The 24,050-nt window shown below is 33.3% G+C and carries 22 protein-coding genes; 20 read left to right on the top strand and 2 right to left on the bottom strand.

Annotated elements, in window-relative coordinates:
* Positions 1-5: 5 nt before the first annotated feature.
* The 17 genes from FM121_RS07550 to pcp all read left to right on the top strand — a co-directional run bounded on the left by FM121_RS07550 (position 6) and on the right by pcp (position 18,689).
* Positions 6-1,373, top strand: a complete 1,368-nt coding sequence (locus tag FM121_RS07550; protein WP_086951561.1) for an aspartate ammonia-lyase — start codon at positions 6-8, stop codon at positions 1,371-1,373.
* 23 nt (positions 1,374-1,396) lie between these two features.
* Positions 1,397-2,584, top strand: a complete 1,188-nt coding sequence (locus tag FM121_RS07545; protein ID WP_086951560.1) for an NAD(P)-dependent malic enzyme — start codon at positions 1,397-1,399, stop codon at positions 2,582-2,584.
* 1 nt (position 2,585) lies between these two features.
* The gene (gene fumC, locus FM121_RS07540) at positions 2,586-3,941 is read left to right on the top strand and encodes a class II fumarate hydratase (RefSeq protein WP_086951559.1); all 1,356 of its coding nucleotides are present in this window, start codon (positions 2,586-2,588) and stop codon (positions 3,939-3,941) included.
* A gap of 98 nt (positions 3,942-4,039) precedes the next feature.
* The gene (locus tag FM121_RS07535; protein ID WP_086951558.1) at positions 4,040-4,729 is read left to right on the top strand and encodes a response regulator transcription factor; all 690 of its coding nucleotides are present in this window, start codon (positions 4,040-4,042) and stop codon (positions 4,727-4,729) included.
* Positions 4,730-4,747: 18 nt separating this feature from the next.
* The gene (locus FM121_RS07530; RefSeq protein WP_179203818.1) at positions 4,748-5,716 is read left to right on the top strand and encodes a sensor histidine kinase; all 969 of its coding nucleotides are present in this window, start codon (positions 4,748-4,750) and stop codon (positions 5,714-5,716) included.
* Position 5,717: 1 nt separating this feature from the next.
* On the top strand, positions 5,718-6,362 hold the full coding sequence (locus tag FM121_RS07525) for a DNA alkylation repair protein (RefSeq protein ID WP_256958428.1): 645 nt from the start codon (positions 5,718-5,720) through the stop codon (positions 6,360-6,362).
* Between the two features lie 70 nt (positions 6,363-6,432).
* Complete coding sequence (gene rlmN, locus FM121_RS07520; RefSeq protein WP_086951556.1) at positions 6,433-7,500, top strand: 23S rRNA (adenine(2503)-C(2))-methyltransferase RlmN; 1,068 nt, start codon at positions 6,433-6,435, stop codon at positions 7,498-7,500.
* Positions 7,501-7,801: 301 nt separating this feature from the next.
* Entirely contained in the window at positions 7,802-8,527 is a 726-nt protein-coding gene (locus FM121_RS07515; RefSeq protein ID WP_086951555.1) for a gamma-glutamyl-gamma-aminobutyrate hydrolase family protein, read from the top strand.
* Between the two features lie 14 nt (positions 8,528-8,541).
* Entirely contained in the window at positions 8,542-10,176 is a 1,635-nt protein-coding gene (locus FM121_RS07510) for a peptide ABC transporter substrate-binding protein (protein WP_086951554.1), read from the top strand.
* 169 nt (positions 10,177-10,345) lie between these two features.
* Positions 10,346-11,716, top strand: a complete 1,371-nt coding sequence (locus tag FM121_RS07505; RefSeq protein ID WP_086951553.1) for an MFS transporter — start codon at positions 10,346-10,348, stop codon at positions 11,714-11,716.
* Between the two features lie 244 nt (positions 11,717-11,960).
* Positions 11,961-13,043: a glycine cleavage system aminomethyltransferase GcvT gene (gene gcvT / locus FM121_RS07500; RefSeq protein ID WP_086951552.1), complete on the top strand. Its 1,083-nt coding sequence runs from the start codon at positions 11,961-11,963 to the stop codon at positions 13,041-13,043.
* A gap of 19 nt (positions 13,044-13,062) precedes the next feature.
* Positions 13,063-13,443 (top strand): glycine cleavage system protein GcvH, encoded by a 381-nt coding sequence (gene gcvH, locus FM121_RS07495; protein WP_086951551.1) that lies wholly within the window; start codon positions 13,063-13,065, stop codon positions 13,441-13,443.
* 6 nt (positions 13,444-13,449) lie between these two features.
* On the top strand, positions 13,450-14,772 hold the full coding sequence (gene gcvPA / locus FM121_RS07490) for an aminomethyl-transferring glycine dehydrogenase subunit GcvPA (RefSeq protein ID WP_086951550.1): 1,323 nt from the start codon (positions 13,450-13,452) through the stop codon (positions 14,770-14,772).
* The gene (gene gcvPB / locus FM121_RS07485; RefSeq protein WP_086951549.1) at positions 14,769-16,199 is read left to right on the top strand and encodes an aminomethyl-transferring glycine dehydrogenase subunit GcvPB; all 1,431 of its coding nucleotides are present in this window, start codon (positions 14,769-14,771) and stop codon (positions 16,197-16,199) included. The genes gcvPA and gcvPB overlap by 4 nt, the downstream gene beginning before the upstream one ends.
* Positions 16,200-16,412: 213 nt before the next feature.
* The gene (locus FM121_RS07480; protein WP_086951548.1) at positions 16,413-17,099 is read left to right on the top strand and encodes a DUF969 domain-containing protein; all 687 of its coding nucleotides are present in this window, start codon (positions 16,413-16,415) and stop codon (positions 17,097-17,099) included.
* Positions 17,099-18,022 carry a DUF979 domain-containing protein gene (locus tag FM121_RS07475; RefSeq protein ID WP_086951547.1) on the top strand — a complete coding sequence of 308 codons (924 nt, stop codon included), beginning with the start codon at positions 17,099-17,101 and terminating at the stop codon, positions 18,020-18,022. Before FM121_RS07480 ends, FM121_RS07475 begins: the two co-directional genes overlap by 1 nt.
* Positions 18,023-18,041: 19 nt before the next feature.
* Positions 18,042-18,689 carry a pyroglutamyl-peptidase I gene (gene pcp, locus FM121_RS07470; RefSeq protein WP_086951546.1) on the top strand — a complete coding sequence of 216 codons (648 nt, stop codon included), beginning with the start codon at positions 18,042-18,044 and terminating at the stop codon, positions 18,687-18,689.
* A 66-nt stretch (positions 18,690-18,755) separates the two neighbouring features.
* On the opposite strand, the gene FM121_RS07465 is transcribed toward pcp, so the two are convergent.
* On the bottom strand, positions 18,756-19,619 hold the full coding sequence (locus tag FM121_RS07465) for a LysR family transcriptional regulator (protein WP_086951545.1): 864 nt from the start codon (positions 19,617-19,619) through the stop codon (positions 18,756-18,758).
* Positions 19,620-19,731: 112 nt separating this feature from the next.
* On the opposite strand from FM121_RS07465, the gene FM121_RS07460 reads away from it, so the two are divergent.
* The gene (locus FM121_RS07460) at positions 19,732-20,349 is read left to right on the top strand and encodes a histidine phosphatase family protein (RefSeq protein WP_086951544.1); all 618 of its coding nucleotides are present in this window, start codon (positions 19,732-19,734) and stop codon (positions 20,347-20,349) included.
* Between the two features lie 69 nt (positions 20,350-20,418).
* Here FM121_RS07460 and FM121_RS07455 read toward each other — a convergent pair whose 3' ends face one another.
* Positions 20,419-21,708, bottom strand: a complete 1,290-nt coding sequence (locus FM121_RS07455; protein ID WP_086951543.1) for an alkaline phosphatase family protein — start codon at positions 21,706-21,708, stop codon at positions 20,419-20,421.
* A gap of 413 nt (positions 21,709-22,121) precedes the next feature.
* Between FM121_RS07455 and aroE the strand changes: the two genes are divergently transcribed.
* The gene (gene aroE / locus FM121_RS07450) at positions 22,122-23,012 is read left to right on the top strand and encodes a shikimate dehydrogenase (protein WP_086951542.1); all 891 of its coding nucleotides are present in this window, start codon (positions 22,122-22,124) and stop codon (positions 23,010-23,012) included.
* Complete coding sequence (gene aroF, locus FM121_RS07445) at positions 23,009-24,043, top strand: 3-deoxy-7-phosphoheptulonate synthase (RefSeq protein WP_086951541.1); 1,035 nt, start codon at positions 23,009-23,011, stop codon at positions 24,041-24,043. The genes aroE and aroF overlap by 4 nt, the downstream gene beginning before the upstream one ends.
* Positions 24,044-24,050 lie beyond the last annotated feature (7 nt).

The following is a 24,050-nucleotide window of genomic DNA, read 5'->3' as shown; positions in this document are numbered from 1 at the left end:
TTAACATGATGTATCGGACAGAAAGAGATAGTGTTGGGGAACTGGAAGTACCTGTAGATAGTTATTATGGTGTTCATTCTTTACGCGCAAAAATTAATTTTCCAATTACAAACCAAACATTGGATCAAGATTTTATCATTAGTTTGGCACAAGTAAAAAAAGCTGCAGCCCTTGCTAATCATAAGTTAGGTTTGTTACCTGACTTAAAAACAAAAGCAATTGTTCAAGCAAGTGATGAGATTATCTCAGGAAAATTACATGATCAATTTATAGTTGATCCGATACAAGGTGGTGCTGGTACCAGTAGCAATATGAATGTTAATGAAGTTATCACTAATCGTGCTATTGAACTTTTAGGTGGTGTAAAAGGCGATTTTTCAGTGATTCATCCCAATGATGATGTTAATAAAGGTCAATCAACTAACGATGTTTATCCAACGGCAGGAAAATTAACTATGTTAAAAAAAATTCCAGCTTTAATGGTTGAATTAGAGAGATTAAAAGACGTATTTGAAGAAAAATCAAATGAATTTAAAGATATTCTGAAATTAGGTAGAACTCAGTTAAGTGATGCTGTTCCGATTACTTTAGGACAAGAATTTCATGCCTATTATACGGTAACTAAGCGAAACATGAAACGTTTAGAACATGTGAAATCTGAAATGGAGACAATTAATTTAGGTGGAACTGCTATTGGAACCGGAATTACAGCTCATCCTGAATTATCAGAAACAGTTGTTCCTTATCTAAACACGATTACGGATGAAGTATTAGTAACTTCTGATGACTTAGTCGATGGTACACAAAATATTGAGCAGTATGTCATTCTTTCGGATGTATTAAAATCAATTGCCATCAGTTTATCAAAAATTGCAAATGATATTCGACTATTATCATCAGGACCTAATTCTGGTATCGGTGAGATTACTATTCCAGCAAGGCAAAATGGCTCTTCTATCATGCCAGGAAAAATAAATCCAGTCATTCCGGAAGTTGTTACTCAGTGTTCTTTTGTTGTTATGGGAAATAATGCAATTATTGGGTCAGCTGCAGAGGCTGGTCAATTAGAGTTAAATGCCTTTGAGCCAGTTGTTTTTTACAAATTATTAGAATCCTTCCAAGTCTTAACTAATGGGATTTCGACATTTGTGGATCATTGTGTATCGGGAATTGAGGCAAATGAGGCAAGATGTAAAGACAATTTAGAAAGAAGTACCTACTTAGCAACGGTTCTTTCTGAAACAATTGGTTACACAAAAGCTGCAGATATTGCTAAGGTTAGTCTGACAACAGGAAAAACGATTAGAGAAGTCGCAGAATCTCAAGGGATTCAGATTGAGATGAAAGAAAAGAAAGTTTCTTTAGTTAAATAGTTGGGAAGAAGGTTGAACTTTAAATGAATTTAAAGGAACAAGCATTAAAGGTGCATGAAGAAAATCATGGAAAACTAGCAATAAAAAGTAAATTAAGTGTAAAAACAAATGAAGAATTAGCTTTAGCTTATACACCGGGTGTGGCTGAACCTTGTAAAAAAATTGCTGAAAATCCAGAAGATAGTTATAAATACACATCGAGAGGCAATCTAGTAGCAGTTATTTCTGATGGTACAGCTGTCTTAGGTTTAGGAGATATAGGCCCAAGAGCGGCTATGCCAGTCATGGAAGGAAAAGCTATTTTATTTAAAGAATTTGCTGATATTGATTCTTATCCACTCGTTTTAAATGAAACCAATCCAGACAAATTAGTTGAGATTATTTCAGCACTTCAATATAGTTTTGGTGGAATTAATTTAGAAGATATTTCAGCGCCACGATGTTTTGAAGTTGAACAGAAACTGAAAAAAAGAGTTGATATTCCAGTTTTTCATGATGATCAACATGGAACGGCCATTGTTGTTGTTTCTGGTATTATTAATAGTTTAAAGATAGTTGATAAGAAAATAGAAGAGACGAAAATTGTTCTAAATGGGCCTGGTGCTGCAGGAACAGCGATTATCAAACTTTTACAAGTTTTAGGTGCTACTGACATTATTGCATGTGATCAGTTTGGAATTTTAGATCTTGAAAGTGACAACTTAACAGAAACTCACAAAATTGATTTAGCCCACACAACAAACCCAAGAAGAATTAAAGGTAATTTAGTTGATGCTATTAAAGGGGCAGATATTTTTATTGGTGTATCTGTTCCTGGTATTTTAACAAAAGAGATGGTTAAAACCATGGGTAAAGACCCAATTGTTTTTGCGATGGCTAATCCAGTTCCTGAAATCATGTATGAGGAAGCTATTGAAGCAGGTGTTAAAGTGATGGGAACTGGCAGATCAGATTTTCCTAATCAAATTAATAATGTACTAGCATTTCCTGGTATTTTTAAAGGTGCATTATCTGTTCGTGCCAGTGAAATTAATGAAGAAATGAAGAAAGCAGCAGCCTATGCGATTGCTGGATTAATCACTGAAGAAGAGCTATCTAACGAGTACGTTATCCCTGATCCATTTGATAAACGAGTGGTGGAAGCAGTAGCAAATGCCGTAGCAAAAGCAGCCCAAGAAACAGGAGTTGCAAAAAATACAGGAGGAATGTGATGTGTCATTTCGAATTGAGAAAGATTCATTAGGAGAAGTAAAGGTTTCAATGAATCATAAATGGGGTGCGCAGACACAGCGCAGCTTAGAAAATTTTAAAATTGGAACTGATATAATTCCGATTTCTGTAGTCTATGGTTTAATTGAAATAAAACGTGCCGCAGCAATAGTTAATCATAATTTAGGGAAATTATCACAAGAAAAATCAGAAATGATCGTTCTAGTGTGTGATGAGATTTTAGCTGGAAAATGGGATGAAGAATTTCCACTCAAAGTGTATCAAACAGGAAGTGGCACTCAAAGCAACATGAATGCAAATGAAGTTATTGCTCACTTATGCCAAGAAAAAGGAATTCCTATTCATCCCAATGACGATGTCAACATGTCTCAAAGTTCTAACGATACTTTTCCAACAGCAATGCATATTGGCGCATCGTTAGAATTACAGCCGTTATTTAAAGAATTAGATAATTGGATTAAACTATTAGCTGAATTAGAGGACATTAACAAAAATATTATAAAAATTGGTAGAACACACTTACAAGATGCAACACCGCTGACTTTTGGACAAGAAATTAGTGGTTGGAAAACCATGATTGAAAAATCAAAACAATTTATTAAAATAAGTAGTGAGTCCTTACATTTTCTAGCGATTGGCGGCACTGCTGTGGGAACTGGATTGAATGCTCCTAAAGATTTTGATGTGAAGATGGCTAAAGAAATTACGAGTCATACTAAGTTTCCTTTTGAAACAGAAAAAAATAAATTTTATGGTTTGACGAGTCATTCGGGTATGTCATTTACTCATGGTGCTTTAAGAGCCTTAGCGAGTGACTTGATGAAAATAGCTAATGATATCCGCTGGTTAGCTAGTGGACCAAGAGCTGGGCTGGGTGAAATTAATATCCCAGAAAATGAACCAGGTAGCTCGATTATGCCGGGGAAAGTTAATCCAACTCAAGCTGAAAGTTTAACGATGATAGCTTGTCAGATTATGGGGAATGACACAACGATTCAAGTTGCTAGTAGTCAAGGTAATTTTGAGTTAAATGTATTTAAACCAGTTATCATTAATAATTTTTTAGAAAGTGTTACGCTATTAGTAGATGGCATGACTTCATTTAGACTTCATTGTTTAAGCGGATTAGAAGCAAAAAAAGAGGCAATGGCGGAAGGTGTTAACCGTTCGTTAATGTTAGTAACGGCACTTAGCCCTTATATTGGCTATGAAAAATGTGCTGAAGTTGCTAAATATGCTCATAAAAATAAGCTCTCATTAAAAGAAGCCGTATTGCAATTAGAATATGCTACAGAAAAAGAATTTAACAATTGGGTTAGACCTGAAAGTATGATATAAAAAATAACAAGAGCTATCAGACACATTTTGTGAGTTGATAGCTTTTTTGAGTCGGAACAGAAAGTGTAGTAAACTAAAGAAAAAAAGTTGGTGAATGAATGAAAATTTTCCTTGTAGAAGATGACATGAAGTTAAGAAAATTAATAAAAATGCAACTTGAAAAATTTCAATATGAGGTTAAAGCTGCTGAAAAATTTGATAACATTACTGAATTATTTAAAAAAGAAGGGCCAGATTTAGTGTTAATGGATATTAATTTACCTTATTTTGATGGGTTTTATTGGACAACTCAGATAAGAATAATATCTAAATGTCCGATTATTTTTATTTCGGCAAGAGATGGTCAAATGGATCAAGTCATGGCTCTTGAATATGGAGGCGATGACTATATTATCAAACCATTTTCTTCTGAGTTACTCATAGCAAAAGTTAAGAGTCAGTTAAGAAGAGCTTATGGTGAATATTCTAGCATTAAAGAAGAACGTATTTTGAGTCAAAGAAATTTAATCTTTTATCCTGAAAGATTTGAAATGGAAGTGCATCAAAACACAGAACGTTTATCACAAAAAGAAGCACAACTTTTGGAAATTCTTCTGGAGCGATTTCCAGAAGTTGTTTCTAGGCAAGAACTATTGAAACAAATATGGGATGTCGAATCTTTTGTAGATGATAATACGCTATCAGTTAATATCACGAGACTCAGAAAAAAATTGATGCATCTTGGATTAGAAAATAGTATTATCACTATTCGAGGAAAGGGGTATCGATTGGTTTTATCAATTGATTAAATACATATGAAATTATTTATGAAACATCAGTTACCTTACTTAGTTGTTATTGCTTTAACTTTTAGTCTATTTATCAGTTTAATTTGGTTGGATGGTTATCGAAAAATTAATATACTCATTTATGGTTCCGTATTATGCCTTTTTTTATGGATAATTTTTTTAAGCCTTAGTTGGTTTAGACAAAGAAATTTGTATCAACTTTTTTCCAAACAGACTACTTACTTTGAAGAATTATCTCAAGATAGCTCAGAATTATCAAACGAAATTTATCACTTGATATCCTTAGAAAAACAAAGGCACTACCAAGATATTAAAACTTATAAAAATAAAATGAATGAACACCAAACATTCATGTACGAGTGGGTTCATCAGATGAAGACACCTCTTTCAATTATGGAACTTATGATTGAAGAAGAAGAATTAGATAAAGCAAGTTTACTTGAAGAGACTGATAGAATAAAAGAAGGGTTAAATTTAGCCTTAAATATGGCTCGACTAGATTCGTTCTCTCAAGATTTTATCATCGAACAAGTTGATTTGAGAAAAATTGCCATTGAAGTCATGAATGAACAAAAGCGTCATTTGATTCGTAATGAAATTTTTCCAAAAGTAATTATAGCGGAAAATTTAATGATAGAAACGGATAAAAAATGGTTGAATTTTTGTTTAACTCAAATTATTTTAAATAGTATTAAATATACAGAACCAGTCGAAAAACGCTTGCTTATTTCATCAGAGGAAACAGAAACAGAGGTGAAAGTGAGTATCAAAGATTATGGCATTGGTATTTCCAAAGTTGATTTACCAAGAATTTTTAATCCATTCTTTACTGGTAAAACAGGCAGAATTACTCGAGAAGCAACAGGAATGGGCTTATATTTAGTCAAGCAAGTATGTCAAAAATTAACTCATACACTCACAGTTGAATCGGAGCTTAATGAAGGAACACAAGTTACTATTCATTTTCAAAAGAGGGGGAGTAAATAATATGATGACAAAGTTTATCTTAGAAGGAACAATAGAAAATAAACTTCCGATGGAAAAATATATGAGAAACCGCTATTCATTTGTAGGAGTGAAAGCCCCGATTAGGCGTGAACAAAGTAAAGAAATTATTCAAAAGAGTAAGGAAGTTAGTTTGGATCAGCTTTTTACTTGGATAGAAGAATTATATAGTAGGCATGAGCGAGAGTATCAGAACGTTGCAATTGACATGTGTGAAGCTAATATCAAGCGATTAAGTTGGAATGAACTAGAAAAATACTCACAATTTATTAGTAAAAAAGCTTGGTGGGATACAGTGGATGCTTGGCGAAAAATTTATGGTTTATATATTAAAAAGAATCCAAAAGAGAAAGAAAAAGTTTTTGATTTCTTTTTTGGACATGAAGATTTCTGGATGAGACGAGTAGCTATAACATTGCAATTGATGGAAAAAGGCCAGACAGATCTTGATTTATTAACTAAAGCTATTATGTTTGATTTAACAACTGATGAATTTTTCATTCAAAAAGCAATCGGTTGGTCTTTGAGACAATACGGCAAAATAAATGAAAAATGGGTGGTCACTTTTACTGAAGAAGTGGAGCTGACACCGTTTGCGAAAAAAGAAGCTTTGAAATTAATAAAATAAAATATTGCAATGAGATTCTGAATGTCTTATAGTGATTAAGTGTACAAACTTGCGAAAGTAGGAATTAAAAATGAAACCATCAATTTATGGATTGACTCAAGAAGAATTGAATGAATGGCTTGTAGATAACGGTGAAAAAAAATTTAGAGGGACTCAAATTTGGGATTGGTTATATCAAAAGAGAGTCCAAAATTTTAGTGAAATGAGAAACTTATCAAAAGACTTAATTAATAAGTTAGAAATCGAATTTATTATTAACCCTTTAAAAGAAGTGATCGTTCAAGAATCAAATGACGGTACTGTTAAATATTTATTTGAATTAGAAGATAAACACATGATTGAAACTGTATTGATGCGTCAAAAATATGGATTATCTGTTTGTGTAACAACTCAAATTGGCTGTAACATTGGTTGTTCTTTTTGTGCTAGTGGACTACTCAAGAAGCAACGAAACCTAACAGCAGGAGAAATTGTTGCTCAAATTATGCAAGTTCAACATTATTTTGATCAGCGTGAAGAAGACGAGCGTGTGAGTCATATTGTAGTCATGGGAATTGGCGAACCTTTTGACAACTATGATAATGTGATGAATTTCTTACATATTATGAATGATCCGAATGGTTTGGCAATTGGGGCTAGACATATGACTGTTTCAACTAGTGGATTGGTGCCAAAGATTAAACAATTTGCAAAACTTGGCTTGCAAGTTAACTTAGCTATTTCACTTCATGCGCCAAATAATGACGTAAGAACAGCTATGATGGTAATTAATAAAGCCTATCCTTTAGAAAAATTAATGGATGCAGTGGATTACTACATTGCAGAAACAAATCGTCGTGTAACGTTTGAATATATTATGCTATCAAATGTAAACGATCGACCAGAACACGCCCAACAGCTAGCTGATTTATTAAGTGACAAGAAAAAATTGACGTATGTTAATTTAATTCCTTACAACCCAGTGAGTGAACATGATAATTATCAAAGAAGTACAAAAAAAGATATTGTTGCATTTTATGATATTCTCCAAAAAAATAATATCAATGCTGTTATTCGCCAAGAATTGGGAACAGACATAGATGCAGCATGTGGTCAGTTAAGAAGTAAACAAATGAAAAAGAAAAAAGAAGCTAAATAGTCAAAGAGGCTGACCAAAACGTCAGCCTCTTTTTTGTTTATTCATTGACTTATAGTAAGCAATTTGTTAAGCTCTTTCCAATACATTAAAATCAAATGAGACGTTATTCATATTTTGTTTTTGGTGATAACATTAAAGGGGTGGTTTATTTGAAAAAAATGACGCAATCATTATTCATTGCTTATTTTATTAGTCGTTTGTGTATCAAATTTAAGGACTTTTCTGTCCAAGAATCGGAAGACCATCAATGTTGTTGCATCTTTTTCTAAATAAAAATAAATTTGAAAAAAGAGGAAAACGAATGACGAAGAAACCAATAGTTGGTATTTCAGCCAATGATATAGAAGATTCAGGAAATAAATTACACAATTTACCAATTAGTTATATTCCATCAGGATATGTTAAAGGGGTTCAGTTGGCAGGAGGTTTACCAGTCCTGTTACCATTAGGTACAAAACAAGATGCTACTATGTATGTTACACAAATTGACAAATTAATTTTAACAGGTGGTCAAAATGTTGACCCAAAATTTTATAATGAAACACCAAAATTTGATCATTCTCTTATGATGACAAAGCGTGATGAATTTGAGATGGCTTTGATTGAAGAGGCGATGAAACAAAAGAAACCAATTTTTGGTGTCTGCCGTGGTCTACAACTTTTGAATGTCACTTTAGGTGGTAGTTTACATCAAGATATTAGTGTAAGAGAGAATCAAAAAATTCAACACATGCAAGATCCTGTTCCAAGACAAACTCCGACACATAAAATTCAGACAGAAAAGGACAGTATTTTAAGAAATATTTACGGAAAAACAACATTTGTTAATTCCTTCCACTTTCAATCGATTAATCAACTAGCTTCGTCTTTAAAATTGACAGCAATGAGTGAGGATCAAATTATTGAAGGTGTGGAAAGTATTTCGAAAGAACAAAGATTACTGGGTGTTCAATGGCATCCTGATTTTTCTTATGAAGAATTAGAACAGGAACGACGAATGTTTCAATATGTTGTGAATGAATTGTAATGGAGGGAAATAGAATGAAAAAAATATTAGGTCTCGTATTGGTTGCATCAATGGCATTACTTGTAGGTTGTGGTACAAAGGATAAATCAGGTTCTAAAGAAAATAATCAAGAGGTCAAACAAGAAATTAATGTTATTTCAAATGGTGAATTATCAACGTTAGACAGTGCCTTTTACACCGATGTTAACAGCTCAGATATGATTGGGCAAACGACGGAAGGCTTGTATCGATTAGATGCTAAGGGACAACCAGAACTTGCCATGGCAAAATCAGAACCTAAAGTAAGTGAAGACGGCTTAGTTTATACATTTACGCTAAAAGATGATCTTAAGTGGTCAAATGGTGATCGAGTAGTTGCTCAAGATTTTGTGACATCATTTAAAAATGTTGTTGATCCGAAGTACGGATCAACAAGTAGCAATCAAATGGATATTTTTAAAAATGGAAGAAGTATTCGTGAAGGTTCTAAAACCTTAGAAGAGTTTGGTGTTGTTGCAAAAGATGAAAAAACATTAGAGTTAACTTTAGAATATCCAATCCCCTACTTGTCTCAGGTCTTGATTGGAACTCCCTTTATGCCGAAAAACACAAAATTTGTCGAAACTAAAGGTAGCGATTATGGGACAACTGCTGATAATTTTGTTGGGAATGGACCATTTTTGATAAAAGGTTGGAATGGAACAAACGATACGTGGCAGTTAGAAAAGAATCCTGATTACTGGGACGTTAAAAATGTTAAGTTAGACAAAATAAATGTTCAAGTTGTTAAAGAAGTTGCCACAAGTGTGCAATTATTTGAAGCAGGTGAAGTAGATTATACAACTATATCTGATACTTATGCGCAACAATATAAAGATTCAAAACAAGCTACTTTTGTTCCTAAAGCGATGGTAGGTTATTTAAGCCCTAACCATAAACGTGAAGTGACAGGTAATGTCAATGTTAGAAAAGCCATGATTCAAGGGATTGATAAGGAACAATTTGCTAAAGAAATCTTAGGTGATGGTTCTATTGGTTTAAATGGTTTTATTCCAGAAAATTTTGCTAAAGATCCTAAAAATGGTAAAGATTTCAGAAAAGAAAATGGGGACCTACTAATTTTTGATGCTAAAGAAGCAAAAAAAAGCTGGGAATTAGCGAAAAAAGAATTAGGAAAAGATAAAATTGAATTGGAATTATTATCTGCTGACACAGGTAATGCTAAGAAAACAATTGAATTTGTTCAAGGTCAATTAGAACAAAATTTACCTGGGCTCAAAATAAATATTAAATCAATGCCGCTTCAAAATAGATTAGATTTACAAAATAAAGGTGAATTTGATTTAGTTTTTGGAACATGGACACCAGATTATGCAGATCCAATCAATTTTTTAGAATTTTATGATTCTAAAAGCGGACTAAATACAGCAAAGTATGACAATGCTATGTATGATAAAGGCTTAGATGAGGCTCGATTTGATTTAGCCAATAATCCAGAGAAACGTTGGGAAAAATTACGTGATTTAGAAACGATTTTAGTAAAAGAAGATGCTGCAGTGTTACCTTTATATCAAGGAGCAGTTGGTTACTTAAAATCTGATAAATTAGAAGGAATCCAAGTCTTTCCGTTTGGGAGGACAGTGTCTTATCGTTTGGCACATGTTAAATAATTGCTTTAAGTAAAAAATACTTTTATCTTCTTGACTTTTATGTGAAATTTACATAAAATGATAAAGTAGAATAAATCGTACAGATAACACAAAGAAATTTGTGTCGAGATAGAGGCGAAATTTATCATTGGATAAGTTTCGTCTCTTTTTTATGTAAGGAGTGGAAAAAATGGAAACAAAGAAATTTCATGTTAATTTAGCAGTCTTAGCAACGGGAATGATGGCTTTTTCAGGGGTATTAATTGAAACCGCTATGAATGTGACATTCCCAACGTTAATGGAACAGTTTGGTATTACAACAAGTCAAGTACAATGGGTGACAACCATCTATCTATTAATGATCTCAATCGTTGTTCCACTATCATCTTATTTAATGAAAAATTATAGTAAGCGTCAACTATTTATTGCTTCAAGCTTATTTTTTGTAGCAGGTGTTTTAGTAGATGCGTTTGCTTTTTCATTCAGTATGTTATTAGTTGGTCGTCTGTTACAAGGGGTAGCAACAGGGATTGCTTTACCACTGATGTTCAATATTATATTAACAAAAGTTCCAATAAAAAAACGCGGAATGATGATTGGAATTGGTAACTTAACAACTTCTATCGCACCAGCAATGGGTCCAACGTATGGTGGTATTTTAACAACTAACTTAGATTGGACTTACATTTATAAATTTTTAATTCCCGTATTAATTATTTCAACTATTGTTGGTTTATACGCTATTCCAAAAGAACCACAAGGTAAAACAGATAAGATTAATAGTAAAGCAGCATTATATTTATCTGTTATGTTTACCGGGTTGTTATTCTTCTTTAGCTATTTACAATCACCAATTGGCTATGTTTCGTTGTTGGTCGGATTAGTAGCATCTTACTTGTTCTATCGTTCAAATAAAGAAAAAGAATTACTGAATTTATCAGTCTTTTCAAATAAAATGTTTACAGTTTACTTAGTATCATTTTTAGTTTACCAAGTATTATTATTAGGAGTTTCATTTGTTCTACCAAACTTTATCCAAATAGTAAGTGATGTTCCAGCATCAAAAGCTGGTTTAATGATGTTCCCAGGAGCGCTAGTAGGAGCCTTATTCGCACCGGTTTCTGGTAAGATACTTGATAAAATGGGATATAAAAAACCAATTGGATTAGGTATATTATTTGCGGTTGTTGGTTGGCTAAGCTTAATTTTAGTGATTCAAACAGGTAATATGCTTCTGATTACAGCTTCTCATGTTATCTTTATGATTGGTGTTGGCTTATCTTATAGTAATGTTATGACAGTTGGCTTGTCATCAATTGATCCATTGTTACAAGATGATGGAAATGCGATTTTTAGTACGCTACAACAATTCATGGGAGCTGTTTCTACTTCCTTTGTAGCAATCATTGTTGGATTGTTCCAAAGTAATGCAACAAACTATCAACATGGCACAAGTGCAGGGTCAAAAGTGGCTTTAATTTGTTTATTTGTTTTACTTGTATTGAGTGGACTAGCTGTTATTAAAACTTTCTCAAAAAAAAACAGATATGAATTAAAATAAATACCTTGTTGGAAAAAATATTTTACTTAGTTTGTTGAAAGTGACATATTTTTATCTCCTGACTATTAAAAATTATTCATATAAATAAAAAGGAGGCTGACAATTATGTCAGTCTCTTTTTTTGTGAAATAAATAGTTATATTTCTTTACTAATTTTAATTTTCCAACCTTTAAAGTATGTTATGATTAATATGTAAAGCGGTTACATTACTTTTTATGTTTTAATATGGAGAGGATGGATGTTATGGATAAAAAAACACCACTTTATGAAACACATGTTTCACTAAAGGGAAAGATAGTACCTTTTGGTGGCTACTTATTACCAGTTCAATATTCTGGTTTAGGTTTGGTAAGTGAGCATAACGCTGTTAGAAAATCAGTAGGGATGTTCGATGTGTCTCATATGGGAGAAATCGTTATTCAAGGAAAAGAAGCTTTAAAAAATGTTCAAAGATTATTCACAAATGATTTTGAGAACATGACAAATGGTCAGATTAAATATACCCTAATGTGCAATCAAGAAGGTGGTATCATTGATGATCTGATTCTTTATAAGTATCATGATGAGAAATTCATGGGTGTGGTAAATGCTTCAAACAAGGAAAAAGATTTTAAATGGATTACGGAAAATTTAGTAGGTAAGGCAAAAGCAATAGATAGTTCTGAAGAGATTGCATTAATTGCGATTCAAGGCCCTAATGCTAAAGCTACTCTACAGAAGTTAATAGCTAAAGAAGATTTTCCAGAAAAATATTACACATTTAACGAAAATATTGACATAAAAGGAATGGACATTGATTTTTCTGAAACTGGTTATACAGGTGAGGAAGGATTTGAACTTTATACAAAAGCAGATGATGTCACCAAAATATGGGAACTATTAATGGATGCAGGAGCAGAATTTAATATTGTTCCATGTGGCTTAGGCTCTCGTGATACTTTAAGATTAGAAGCAGGTATGCCTTTATATGGTCATGAAATGAATGAAACAATTAATCCTATACAAGCAGGACTTAAATTTGCAGTAAAATTAAATAAAAAAGATTTTATTGGAAAAGAAGCCCTTGAGAAATCAGAAATAAGTCAAAAAAGAGTGGGCCTTAAAATATTAGGTAAAGGAATTGTTCGTGAAGAGGCTCCTGTATTTATTGATGATCAGCAAGTTGGAATGAGTACTTCCGGAACACATGCACCATATTTAGGTTATGCAATTGCGATGGCATATCTAGACAAAGAATATGCTTCAATCGGGCAGAAAGTAGAAGTAGAAGTCAGAGGAAGAAGAATTCAAGCAGAAGTAACACCTATGCCATTTTACAAAAAATAATATTTAGGAGGAAATGAATATGTCAAGACCAAAAGAAGTTAGCTATTTAAAAACACATGAATGGGTTAAATTTATTGATGAAACTACAGCACAAGTGGGGATCACAGATTTTGCCCAAGAACAGTTAGGCGACATTGTTTTTGTTGAACTCCCAGAAATAGGTCAAGAAGTAACAAAAGGAGATCAAATTGCGGAAGTAGAATCAGTAAAAACAGTTTCTAACATTTATACACCATTTACAGGTGTGATTTCTAAAATCAACGATAACCTGGAAGATGCACCAGAAAGTGTAAATGAAGCACCTTTTGTCAATTGGTTATTTGAAGTTAAAGAAATTACAGACAAGGAAGATGTCTTAACTGCTGATGAGTATGAGCAAGTAGTTGAAGAGGAGGCTTAAAAACAGATGGGAAACTATAACTACATTCCTTCCAGTCAAAAAGAGCAAGAAGAGTTAGTTTCTATCTTAGGTCTGGAAAGTATAGATGATTTATTTAAGGACATCCCAGAGGAGCTGAAAATATCTGAATTAAACATACCAAATGGAAAATCAGAATTAGAAGTTCGTCGGATTATGGAGCAAATTGCTAGTAAAAACCAAGTATTTCGTTCGATTTTTAGAGGTGCCGGCGCCTATAATCACTATATTCCGTCTATTGTTAAGCAAATAACAACGAAAGAAGAATTTTTGACAGCCTATACTCCTTATCAGGCAGAAATTAGTCAAGGGATTCTACAATCTATTTTTGAATTTCAAACGATGGTCTCTGAGTTGACAGGTATGCCCATTGCGAATGCTTCAGTTTATGATGGATCAAATGCAGCAGCAGAAGCAGTTAATATGTGTTTAGACAAAAAAAGAAAAAAAGTGTTAATATCTGAAACAAGTCATCCTATGACAATTGCAACAATAAAAACTTATTGTCATGGTATGGGAACTTTAGTTGAGATGGTTCCTGAAAAAAATGGTGTGACAGATACAGACCTTCTCAATCAAATGATGGATGAGACAGTTGCTTGTTTCTATATGGAGCATCCAAATTTTTATGGTTGTTTAGAAGATGCTGAAACAATTGAAAAAATAGTTCATGAGGATAAAGCAAAATGGATTATGAGAGTTTCCCCTATCGCAACCTCTTTATTAAAAACACCTTTTGAATATGGTGCTGATATTGCTACTGGTGAGGGACAACCTTTAGGCCTAGCAATGAGCTTTGGGGGACCTTATCTTGGCTTTATGGCAACAACTGAAAAAATGATGAGAAAGTTACCTGGTAGAATCGTAGGTCAGACAATGGATAAGAATGGAGAAAGGGCCTTTGTTTTGACGTTACAAGCTAGAGAACAACATATTAGACGTGAAAAAGCTTCTTCTAATATTTGTTCTAATCAAGCTCATTGTGCTTTAACAGCGAGTGTTTATCTTTCGGCTATGGGACCAGACGGATTGCGAGATATTGCCGAACAGAGCTATAGTAAAGCTCATTATCTTCAAAATGAATTAAGTAAAATTAATGGTTTTCAAAAAGTGAACAATAGTGAATTTTTTAATGAGTTTATGACGCATTCACCTATACCACCAATAGAACTAAATGAAAAATTACAAAAAAAAGGAATATTAGGTGGTTTACCTATTGAAGAAAATATTCTTTGGTGTACAACCGAAATGAATAGTAAAGCTGAAATAGATGAATTAGTGGCGATAGTAAGGGAGGCTTGTCAAGCATGAAACTAGTTTTTGAAAGAAGTATGGAAGGTAGAAGAAATGACTTTATTCCTGAATTAGATGTGGAACACTACTCTTTACCTGTTGAACTAACAAGAAAACAAGCGTTACGTTTACCTGAAATTTCCCAAGTTGACATGAGCCGTCATTATACAGAATTGGCTGACAATAGTTTTGGTGTTAATAATGGTTTTTATCCATTGGGGTCATGTACCATGAAATATAATCCTAAAATTAATGATGAGATGAGCCAGTTACCAGGATTTGCTAACATTCATCCCTTGCAACCAATTGAAACGGCTCAAGGATCACTTGAAGTCTATTATACGGCTGAAAAATTATTAACAGAAATTACCGGAATGGATGCTATGACCTTTCAACCAGCTGCTGGTGCTCAAGGTGAATTGACTGGTATCATGTTAATTAAAGCGTATCATGAAAATAATCAAGATTTAAAACGAAATAAAATAATTGTACCTGATTCAGCTCATGGTACTAACCCAGCAACAGCATCAATGGTTAATTATGAAACAATCAACATTCCGTCTAAACCAAATGGTCGAGTTGATTTAGAGAAGTTAAAAGAAGTGGTTGGAGATGATACGGCAGGGTTGATGCTTACTAATCCAAGTACCGTTGGTTTGTTTGAACATGATATTATTGAAATCACTAAAATCATTCATAATGCAGGCGGACTTTGCTATTATGATGGTGCCAATTTAAATGCTATTATGGGAACTGTCAGACCGGGAGATATGGGCTTTGATGTGGTTCATTTAAATATACATAAAACTTTCTCAACACCTCATGGAGGAGGCGGTCCAGGAGCCGGACCAATAGGTTGTAAAGAATTTTTAAAACCTTATCTTCCAAATTATCACGTGGTTAAAGAGGGTGAGCATTTTTCATTTGAGATGCCTGAAAAATCAATAGGTAATGTAAAAACATTCTATGGACATTTTGGTGTCGTTGTTAGGGCATTAACTTATATTTTGACTTTAGGAAAAGAGGGAATTCCTCAAGCGTCCCAAACAGCAGTGTTAAATGCTAATTATATGAGAGAACAACTAAAAGATAGTTTCGAGATGGCTTATGAAGGCCCTTGTATGCATGAATTTGTCATGACACTAGATAAATTGAAAAAAGAGACTGGCATTACAGCTTTAGATGTATCAAAGGCTTTACTTGATAATGGCATGCATCCACCTACCATGTATTTCCCGGATGTAGTAAAAGAAGCTTTAATGTTAGAACCAACAGAAACGGAAAGTAAAGAAACTTTGGATCAAGTTATCGAAGTCTTTAAACAAATTAAAGAGCAAGCGTACAAAGAGCCACAAAGTATTAAAGAAGCACCAAGCAAAACATTAATTGGAAGGGTAGATGAGACAAGCGCTGCTAGAAATCCGATTTTAACGTATCAATATTAAAAAAATAAAACACAATTCATTATTTCTGAATTGTGTTTTTTTGTCTCAAAAATATTAAGCAACCTATTTTGAACATAAATTGAACAAAAAAGTTATAAAATATTAGTATTTAGAAATTTGTTTTTGTGAAAAAGTATAGTAAAATAGGTAGCATTACTTATTTTAACTAAAATTAAAATTTAGTAAATATTAGATAAAGGGGAGATAATATAAGTGGAGTGGATTAAGTTAATAGGTATCGTTATTATCGTTTTAGGGTTTATTTTTAAATTTGATACGATTGCCGTAGTTGTTGTGGCAGGTCTTGCGACAGCATTAGTTTCAGGTATTACACCTGTTGAGTTTTTAGAAGAATTAGGAAAGGCTTTTGTTGATCAACGTATTGTAACGATTTTCTTTATTACTTTACCGTTAATTGGTTTAGCGGAATCTCATGGTTTAAAGGAACAAGCAGTTAATCTAATAAAAAAAGTCAGTGGTTTAACCACAGGGTGGTTCTTGTCGATTTATTTAATTATTAGAGAAATTGCAGGTGCGTTGTCGATTCGTCTTGGTGGTCATCCGCAATTTGTTAGACCACTCGTTCAACCAATGGCAGAAGCTTCAGCTGAAGCTAAATATGGTGAATTAGAAGAAGAAGATAAAGAATTAATTAAAGCAAAATCAGCTGCTATGGATAACTATGGTAACTTTTTTGGTCAAAATACCTTTTTAAGTGCCGGAGGAGTTTTATTAATCGTTGGTACATTAGATTCAATGGGCTACAAGGTGAGCGGTTTAGATATTGCTAAAGCGTCAATACCAGTAGCGTTAATCATGATTTTAATGGGTATTTTATCCAATATTTATTTTGATAAAAAATTAGCTAAAAAATATAGAAATAAAGGAGAACAAAAATAATGGAAATATTTTTTAATAATTTATTAGAATTCTTCTTTATTTTGATTGGTTTGCAATTAGTTTATACAGGCTATAAAGTATTTAAGGATCTAAATAATACGAAAAGAATCGGAACATCTCTTTTTTGGTTAGATTTAGGCATTTTATTTATGTTAGGTAAATTTTTACCAAATGTTGTTAATGGTGGATTGGTAGCATTTTTAGGTGTTATCTCACTATTTAAACAATTTGAAATAAGTAAATTTACACCTGTCAAGCAAGAAAAATTGGAAGCAGATGCTAAGAAATATGGAAATGCAATTTTTGTACCTGTATTGGCGCTAGCTATTATCTCAGTTTTGTTAGCCATGTTTATTAAGCCATCAAGTAAGGCTGCAATTGGTGTAGCTGCAGTAATTGGTATTATTTTAGCAATGGCTATCTTTAAATCAAAACCTAAAGAAGTAGCTTATGAAAGTGATCGCATGATGCAAGCGATGGGAACATCTGGTATTTTACCACAACTTTTAGCAGCTTTAGGGGCTATCTTCACCATCGCTGGTGTGGGTGACGTAATTGCTCAAATGATTGGTGGTTTTGTTCCGGAAGGCAATCGTTTAGCAGGTTCTATTGCTTATGTTCTAGGTATGGTTATTTTTACAGTTATCATGGGGAATGGTTTTGCGGCTTTTACAGTGATTACTGCTGGTGTCGGTGTTCCTTTTGTCATCATGCAAGGCGCTGATCCGGCTATTGCGGGAGCATTAGCTTTAACTGCAGGCTATTGTGGTACTTTGCTAACACCAATGGCTGCTAATTTTAACGCGCTACCTGCATCACTTCTTGAAATGAAAAATCCTTATGGCGTTATTAAAGAGCAAGTTCCTATTGCGCTTATGATGATTATTGTACACATTGCTTTAATGTATTTCTGGGCATTTTAATTAAGAGAGGAAGAAAAAAATGAAAATTTTAGTTACTGGATTTGATCCATTTGGAACAGATACAATGAATCCTGCAATCGAGGCAGTTAAAAAATTGCCAAATACAATTGCAGGTGCAGAAATTATAAAGTTAGAAATTCCAACTGTTTTTGGTAAAAGTGCTGAAGTGACACGTGAAGCACTAAATAAACATGATGTGGATTATGTTTTAAATATTGGACAAGCCGGTGGACGTTTTGATTTAACACCTGAAAGAGTGGCGATTAATTTAGACGACGCTCGTATCCCGGATAATGATGGCAATCAACCAATAGATATGATGATTAAATCTGATGGAGAGAGTGCTTATTTCACACAACATCCTGTTAAAGCAATGGTTACTGCTATTAAAGAAGCTGGATTACCAGCATCAGTATCAAATACAGCAGGAACATTTGTCTGTAACCACATTATGTATCAATGTTTATACATGGCTCACACTGAATTTCCAAAAGTTAAAGCTGGATTTATGCATGTGCCATTTTTACCAGAACAAGTAGTAGAAAGACCGGGAATGCCAGCAATGAGTCTAGAAGATATTACTAGAGGTATTGTTGCTGCTCTTGAAGCGATTGTTGTATTTGACGGTAAAGAAGATTTAAATATTGTTGGTGGGCAAACTCACTAGTTTAATATTTTTTAATAATAAACAAGCCATCTCACCTAAGTTTAAAGTGAGGTGGCTCTTTTTAAATTAAATTGTTTTTTGAAACTCATGACTAATTTGTTTAATGTAGCGTTTAAAGTATTTTATTTCTTGTTGTTTATTAAAGTATAAATAAAAATCCCTAGTTATTTTAGGAGAGTTTTCAATCACAACTTGCTGAAATTTACCAGAATCAATTAATGACTTTGCTTGAATGCTAGAGCATAGGTAAAGACCATTTTTATATTCACATAAAAGCAATGCTTCGGCATGAGTTGCTACTTGATTTGAAAAAGTGACATTAGGCTGTTTCCAATTATTTAAAATTTCTTGAATAAAACTTCCTGCTTCTCGTTTAATAAATTGATAATCAGATAATTGGCTTTTAGAAAGATGATTTTCGCAATAATCTGGATGAGATAAAAAGATTAATTCATCAGAAAATAATTTTTCTTTCTCAAAATGAGCGAAAGAGTCTGATTCTGGAAGAATAGCGACATCGATTAATTCATTCACTAATAATTGAGCGATTTTTTTTGTATTACCTGTCGTTAATTCAATTTTAATAGAATCAAAGGAATCGTTTATCAAAATATTCTTAATGAACTCCTCACTATTAAGTTGCGTAAGACCTACTTTTAATGGATAATGAGTACTTTTTTGATTAAGAAAACATTCGATTTTATCCGCTTGTTGGAATAAAATATGGCATTCTTTGATTAATTCATTACCGATAGAAGTTAAAGTGATATGACGACCATTTTTTTCGTAAAGCTTAACACCATAGTCTTCCTCTAAATTTTTGATGTGTTTTGTTAAGGCTGGTTGGCTGATATGTAGATGGTGACTGGCTTCGGTGAGACTTGGATAGAAAGAAGCGTCATAAAAATATCGTAGTGAGTGTAAGTTCATTATTTCCTCCTATAACTTTTTATTATGGGTAAAGGTGATAAAAGTATTATAAATCAAATCAGCTTTCTTTTAAACTGTTAGGTAGGTATTAAGTAAGAAGGGAAGAGAAAAAATGAAAACAACACTCTATTTAATTAGACATGGTCAGACGGTTTGGAATGAGATGAAAAAAATGCAAGGATTGAAAAATTCAGATTTAACAGAAAGAGGAATTCAGCAAGCAACGTTACTAGGAGAAAAATTAGCTAGTGAACCTATTGATTTGATTTGTACAAGTCCTAGTATTCGAGCGATAAAAACAAGTGAGCTAGTCAATCAACAGTTAAAAGTTCCTGTTATTAAGGACGACGGCTTTCAAGAAATCGATATGGGACTTTGGGAAGGAAAGACATATACCGAAATTGAAAATAAATACCCAAAAGAATGGGATTTATTTTGGCATAATCCGCTGAATTTTCAAGCAGAAAATAAAGGCGAAACATTTGCTGAATTAAGTGAAAGAAGTGCTAATAGTTTAGATGGGATAATTAAGTCGCTTCCTGAAAAACATGTCGCTGTTGTCTCACATAGAATTACGATTAAAACGATGGTTTCCGATTTACTAGATATTCCATTGACTGAATTAGAAGATGTTTTACCTAATAGTTTGACTAAAATTATTGTAGAAGATGGAAAAGCTAGCTTAATCGATTATAGTAATATATCACACTATCAAGAACAGAGTGTTTAGAAAAAACAAAGAAACTCAAAATCGATTGAAAGAGTCGATTTTGAGTTTCTTTGCTTGAAGTTACCCGCCCTATCTAAAGACATCGTCCAAACATTTTCCGTCAGTTTTTTTAGGAAAGGTTTTTAAATTTAATAATTTGGCGAATGTTGGAGCTTCGTCTATTAGGTTAGCATGCTCGATAATATGATTTTCTTTGATTGTTGGTCCAAAGAAGCAAGCGGTTGTTTCATAATTGGGTTTATCTGGATGAAATCCATGAACGCCAAAGTAGCGGTTAATTTTACCTATATCTTGTTTGGTCACTTTCTCAAAAAGTGTTCCTTGTGCCTCATCGTTAAAATAAAAACCTGGTTTAGCCTCTACCATCAGAGTCGCGTTAGGATCGGCTCCCATCTTCTTGATTTCATCTGCGAGATAAACATGTTCGATACCGTCTAAATGAATAATACTTTCCTTGATTATTTCAGTCGCAACCCGACAGTTTTGACTACAATAGATGTAAGTTGATCCATCACAACTTTTAGCGTAAACTTGCCAATTTGGTTTGATTGAACCATTTTTTTTGAGTTTGGACCACCCTTTTTTGACAAATAGAGCATTCAATTTGATCATAGTCGCAACGTCTATTTGATAATGGTCACCTAAAACAACAAAATGAGTTTGATCAAATGTTCCGTTGTCTTTAGTGGCTTGAATAATTTTTTCTAGACGAGCATCCTGTCTTTGAAGGGCATCAATTGCTTCTTTAGATTGAACACCATAAGCATGACGCATAGAATCCATATCGACTAAATGAACTAAAGTTAAATTAGGCGATTTAGTCAGGATAGTATCAACAGTACATGCTGTAATGAAATCATCAAGAAAAGGTTGCATGATTCCTTTTCGCAAGTGTCCATATTTTTGATTCATTGTTAATAAGAATAAAGGAGAACTTGCTTTTAGAGAAATCATAACTTGGTTATTCCAAATTCGGTTAGGAAAAATTTCTGCGATATTATAATCAATGGAACTACTAGCAGTAACCGGCCAAAGAAAAGAAGCAGTTGTTAAGCCTTCTTTTCTTGCAGTATCATAAACGGTGGGAACCTTGATTTCTCGGTCATACCAAAACCAGTCTGGAGATAAGCGAGCCGATTGGTTTTTAGTATTATTTATAATCCCGTGATTCTTAGGATACATCCCTGTCATTAAAGTAACGTGAGAGGGGTAAGCTAGTGTTGGATAAATTCCTTTTATTTTTTTGACAAGAGTTCCTTTTTTGATAAGTGAATATAAAGTGGGGATTTTTTCTTGATGTAAGTCAATATCAATAGCACCAAGTGCATCAATAGAAATAACGATTAGTTTGGTAGTCAATTTTCTTCACCTTCCTTTTGTGATAGTATACCAAAAAAATGAATTAGGAAAAATAAATTGACATTGAAAATATTTATGGTTATACTGTGAACAATTATTAAATAAAAAACCCGTTGGAGTGAATGACATGAATAAAAATAATATCCGTCTTACCTCACAACTGAATAACTTTTACTTTAGCTATTATAGATGATGTTTGTGCCCTATTAACGGATACAAACAAAGACAGTTTGTATCTATGAAGGCTAAAGATCTTTAAATTGACTTTAAAGAGCCACATAGATGATTAAAAATCTATAGTGGCTTTTCTTATATTTTGAATCGATGTATTCAAGAAAGACGGTAACTATAGATTTGATTATTCAATCTATGAAAAGTTATCGTCTTTTATTTGTAATTAGAGGGGAGAAATTATGGAAGATTATATATCGGGATATACACGATTAGCTGGTGTAATAGCTAATCCAATAAAGCATAGTTTATCACCTAGAATTCACAATACTGCTTATTCTTTGACTCAAACAAATGCTGTTTATTTAGCCTTTGAAACAACTGAATCTGATTTTGAAAAGGTGATGGCTTCTGTAAAAGCATTAGATATGCTAGGTGTTAATATATCAATGCCTTATAAAAAAAAAGCTTACCAAATGTGTGATGAGTTATCACCAGTAGCAAAACTGATTGGTGTCGTCAATACTGTTGTACAGAAAAACAAACTATTATATGGTCACAATACTGATGGATTAGGATTTATCAAAAGTTTAGAAGAACAAGATGTGATGATTAAAAATAAAACAATGACTATTTTAGGTGCAGGTGGAGCATCAAGAGCCATCATTTGTCAATGCGCCCTAGATGGTATTTCTGAAATTAATGTTTTTAAAAGAAAAAACGAAACATTCGAAACAGTGGCTCATGAATTAAAAGAAATAGCAGATAAAACAGAAACTATAATCCGAGTCTTTGATTATGCTGACACGACGGAACTTATTCAAAAAATCAAAGAAAGTCAAATTCTGGTTAACGCTACACAAATCGGTATGGGAGATAGTTGTGAGCTTCCTATAAGTCAGATAAATGCTATAACACCGGAACATATTGTGGTTGATTTGATTTATCATCCACTAGAGACTCAGTTTTTAAAAGAAGCCAAAAAGCAAAATGCTGTAACAATCAATGGCTTAGGGATGTTGATATATCAAGCAGCTATTGCATTTGAATTAATGACAAATAAAAAAATGCCAGTTAAAGAAATCAAACATATATTATTATCAGAACTTAATGAAAAGGGGAAAAATAAATGATCGTTATAATGAAACCAGAGGCAACGAAAGAACAAGTGAATGCAGTGATTAAACGAATTAAAGAAGAAGGATTAGAGGTCCATTTAAGTGAGGGGAAAGATCATACAGTCATTGGTTTAGTGGGCAATGTCGAAAAAATGATTGATGTGCCTTTTAGAAGTTATGATGGGGTTTCTGACACAGTGAAAATTACCAGCAGTTACAAATTAACAAGCCGTGAATTCCATCCAACAGATACAGTGGTGGATGTTGATGGTGTAAAAATTGGTGGAGAAGAAAATTTTGTAACAATGGCAGGCCCTTGCTCGATTGAAGGTTTGGAACAAATTATGGAGTGTGCTCGAATAGCTAAAAAAGGTGGAGCGACTATCCTAAGAGGAGGAGCGTTTAAACCAAGAACATCTCCTTACGCATTCCAAGGATTAGAAGAAGAAGGTTTGAAATACATTCGTCAAGCAGCTGACAAATACGATATGAAAGTTATCACAGAAGTCATGGACGAAGCTAATTTAGAGTTAGTGGCAAAGTACACAGATATTTTGCAGATTGGCGCACGTAATATGCAAAATTTCAAATTGCTTCAAGCCGTTGGGAAAACAGGACTTCCAGTTGCATTAAAACGTGGTATTTCAGGAACAATTGATGAATGGTTAAATGCGGCAGAATATATTGCTGCTACAGGAAACCAAAAGGTGATTTTTGTTGAACGTGGTATTCGAACTTATGAAACAGCAACACGTAATACAATGGATTTAAGTGCCGTACCAGTGATTCAAAAATTAAGTCATTTCCCAATAATTGTGGATCCAAGTCATGGTGTAGGTGTTTGGGATTATGTGACGCCAATGGCTGTAGCAGGGATTGCAGCAGGTGCTTCAGGTATGATCGTTGAAATTCATCCGGATCCAAATAACGCATGGTCTGATGGACAGCAATCTCTAAATGAAAAACGTTACATGAATATGATGGAACAAATCCACGTGATGGAAAAAACGATGAAAGAAATCAAAAAAATCAGAGAAAAAATTTAGAGGTGTA

Origin of the sequence: Vagococcus fluvialis bH819, assembly GCF_900163795.1 — a bacterium.
Classification (GTDB): domain Bacteria; phylum Bacillota; class Bacilli; order Lactobacillales; family Vagococcaceae; genus Vagococcus; species Vagococcus fluvialis_A.
This window is presented reverse-complemented; position numbering and strand designations above follow the sequence as displayed.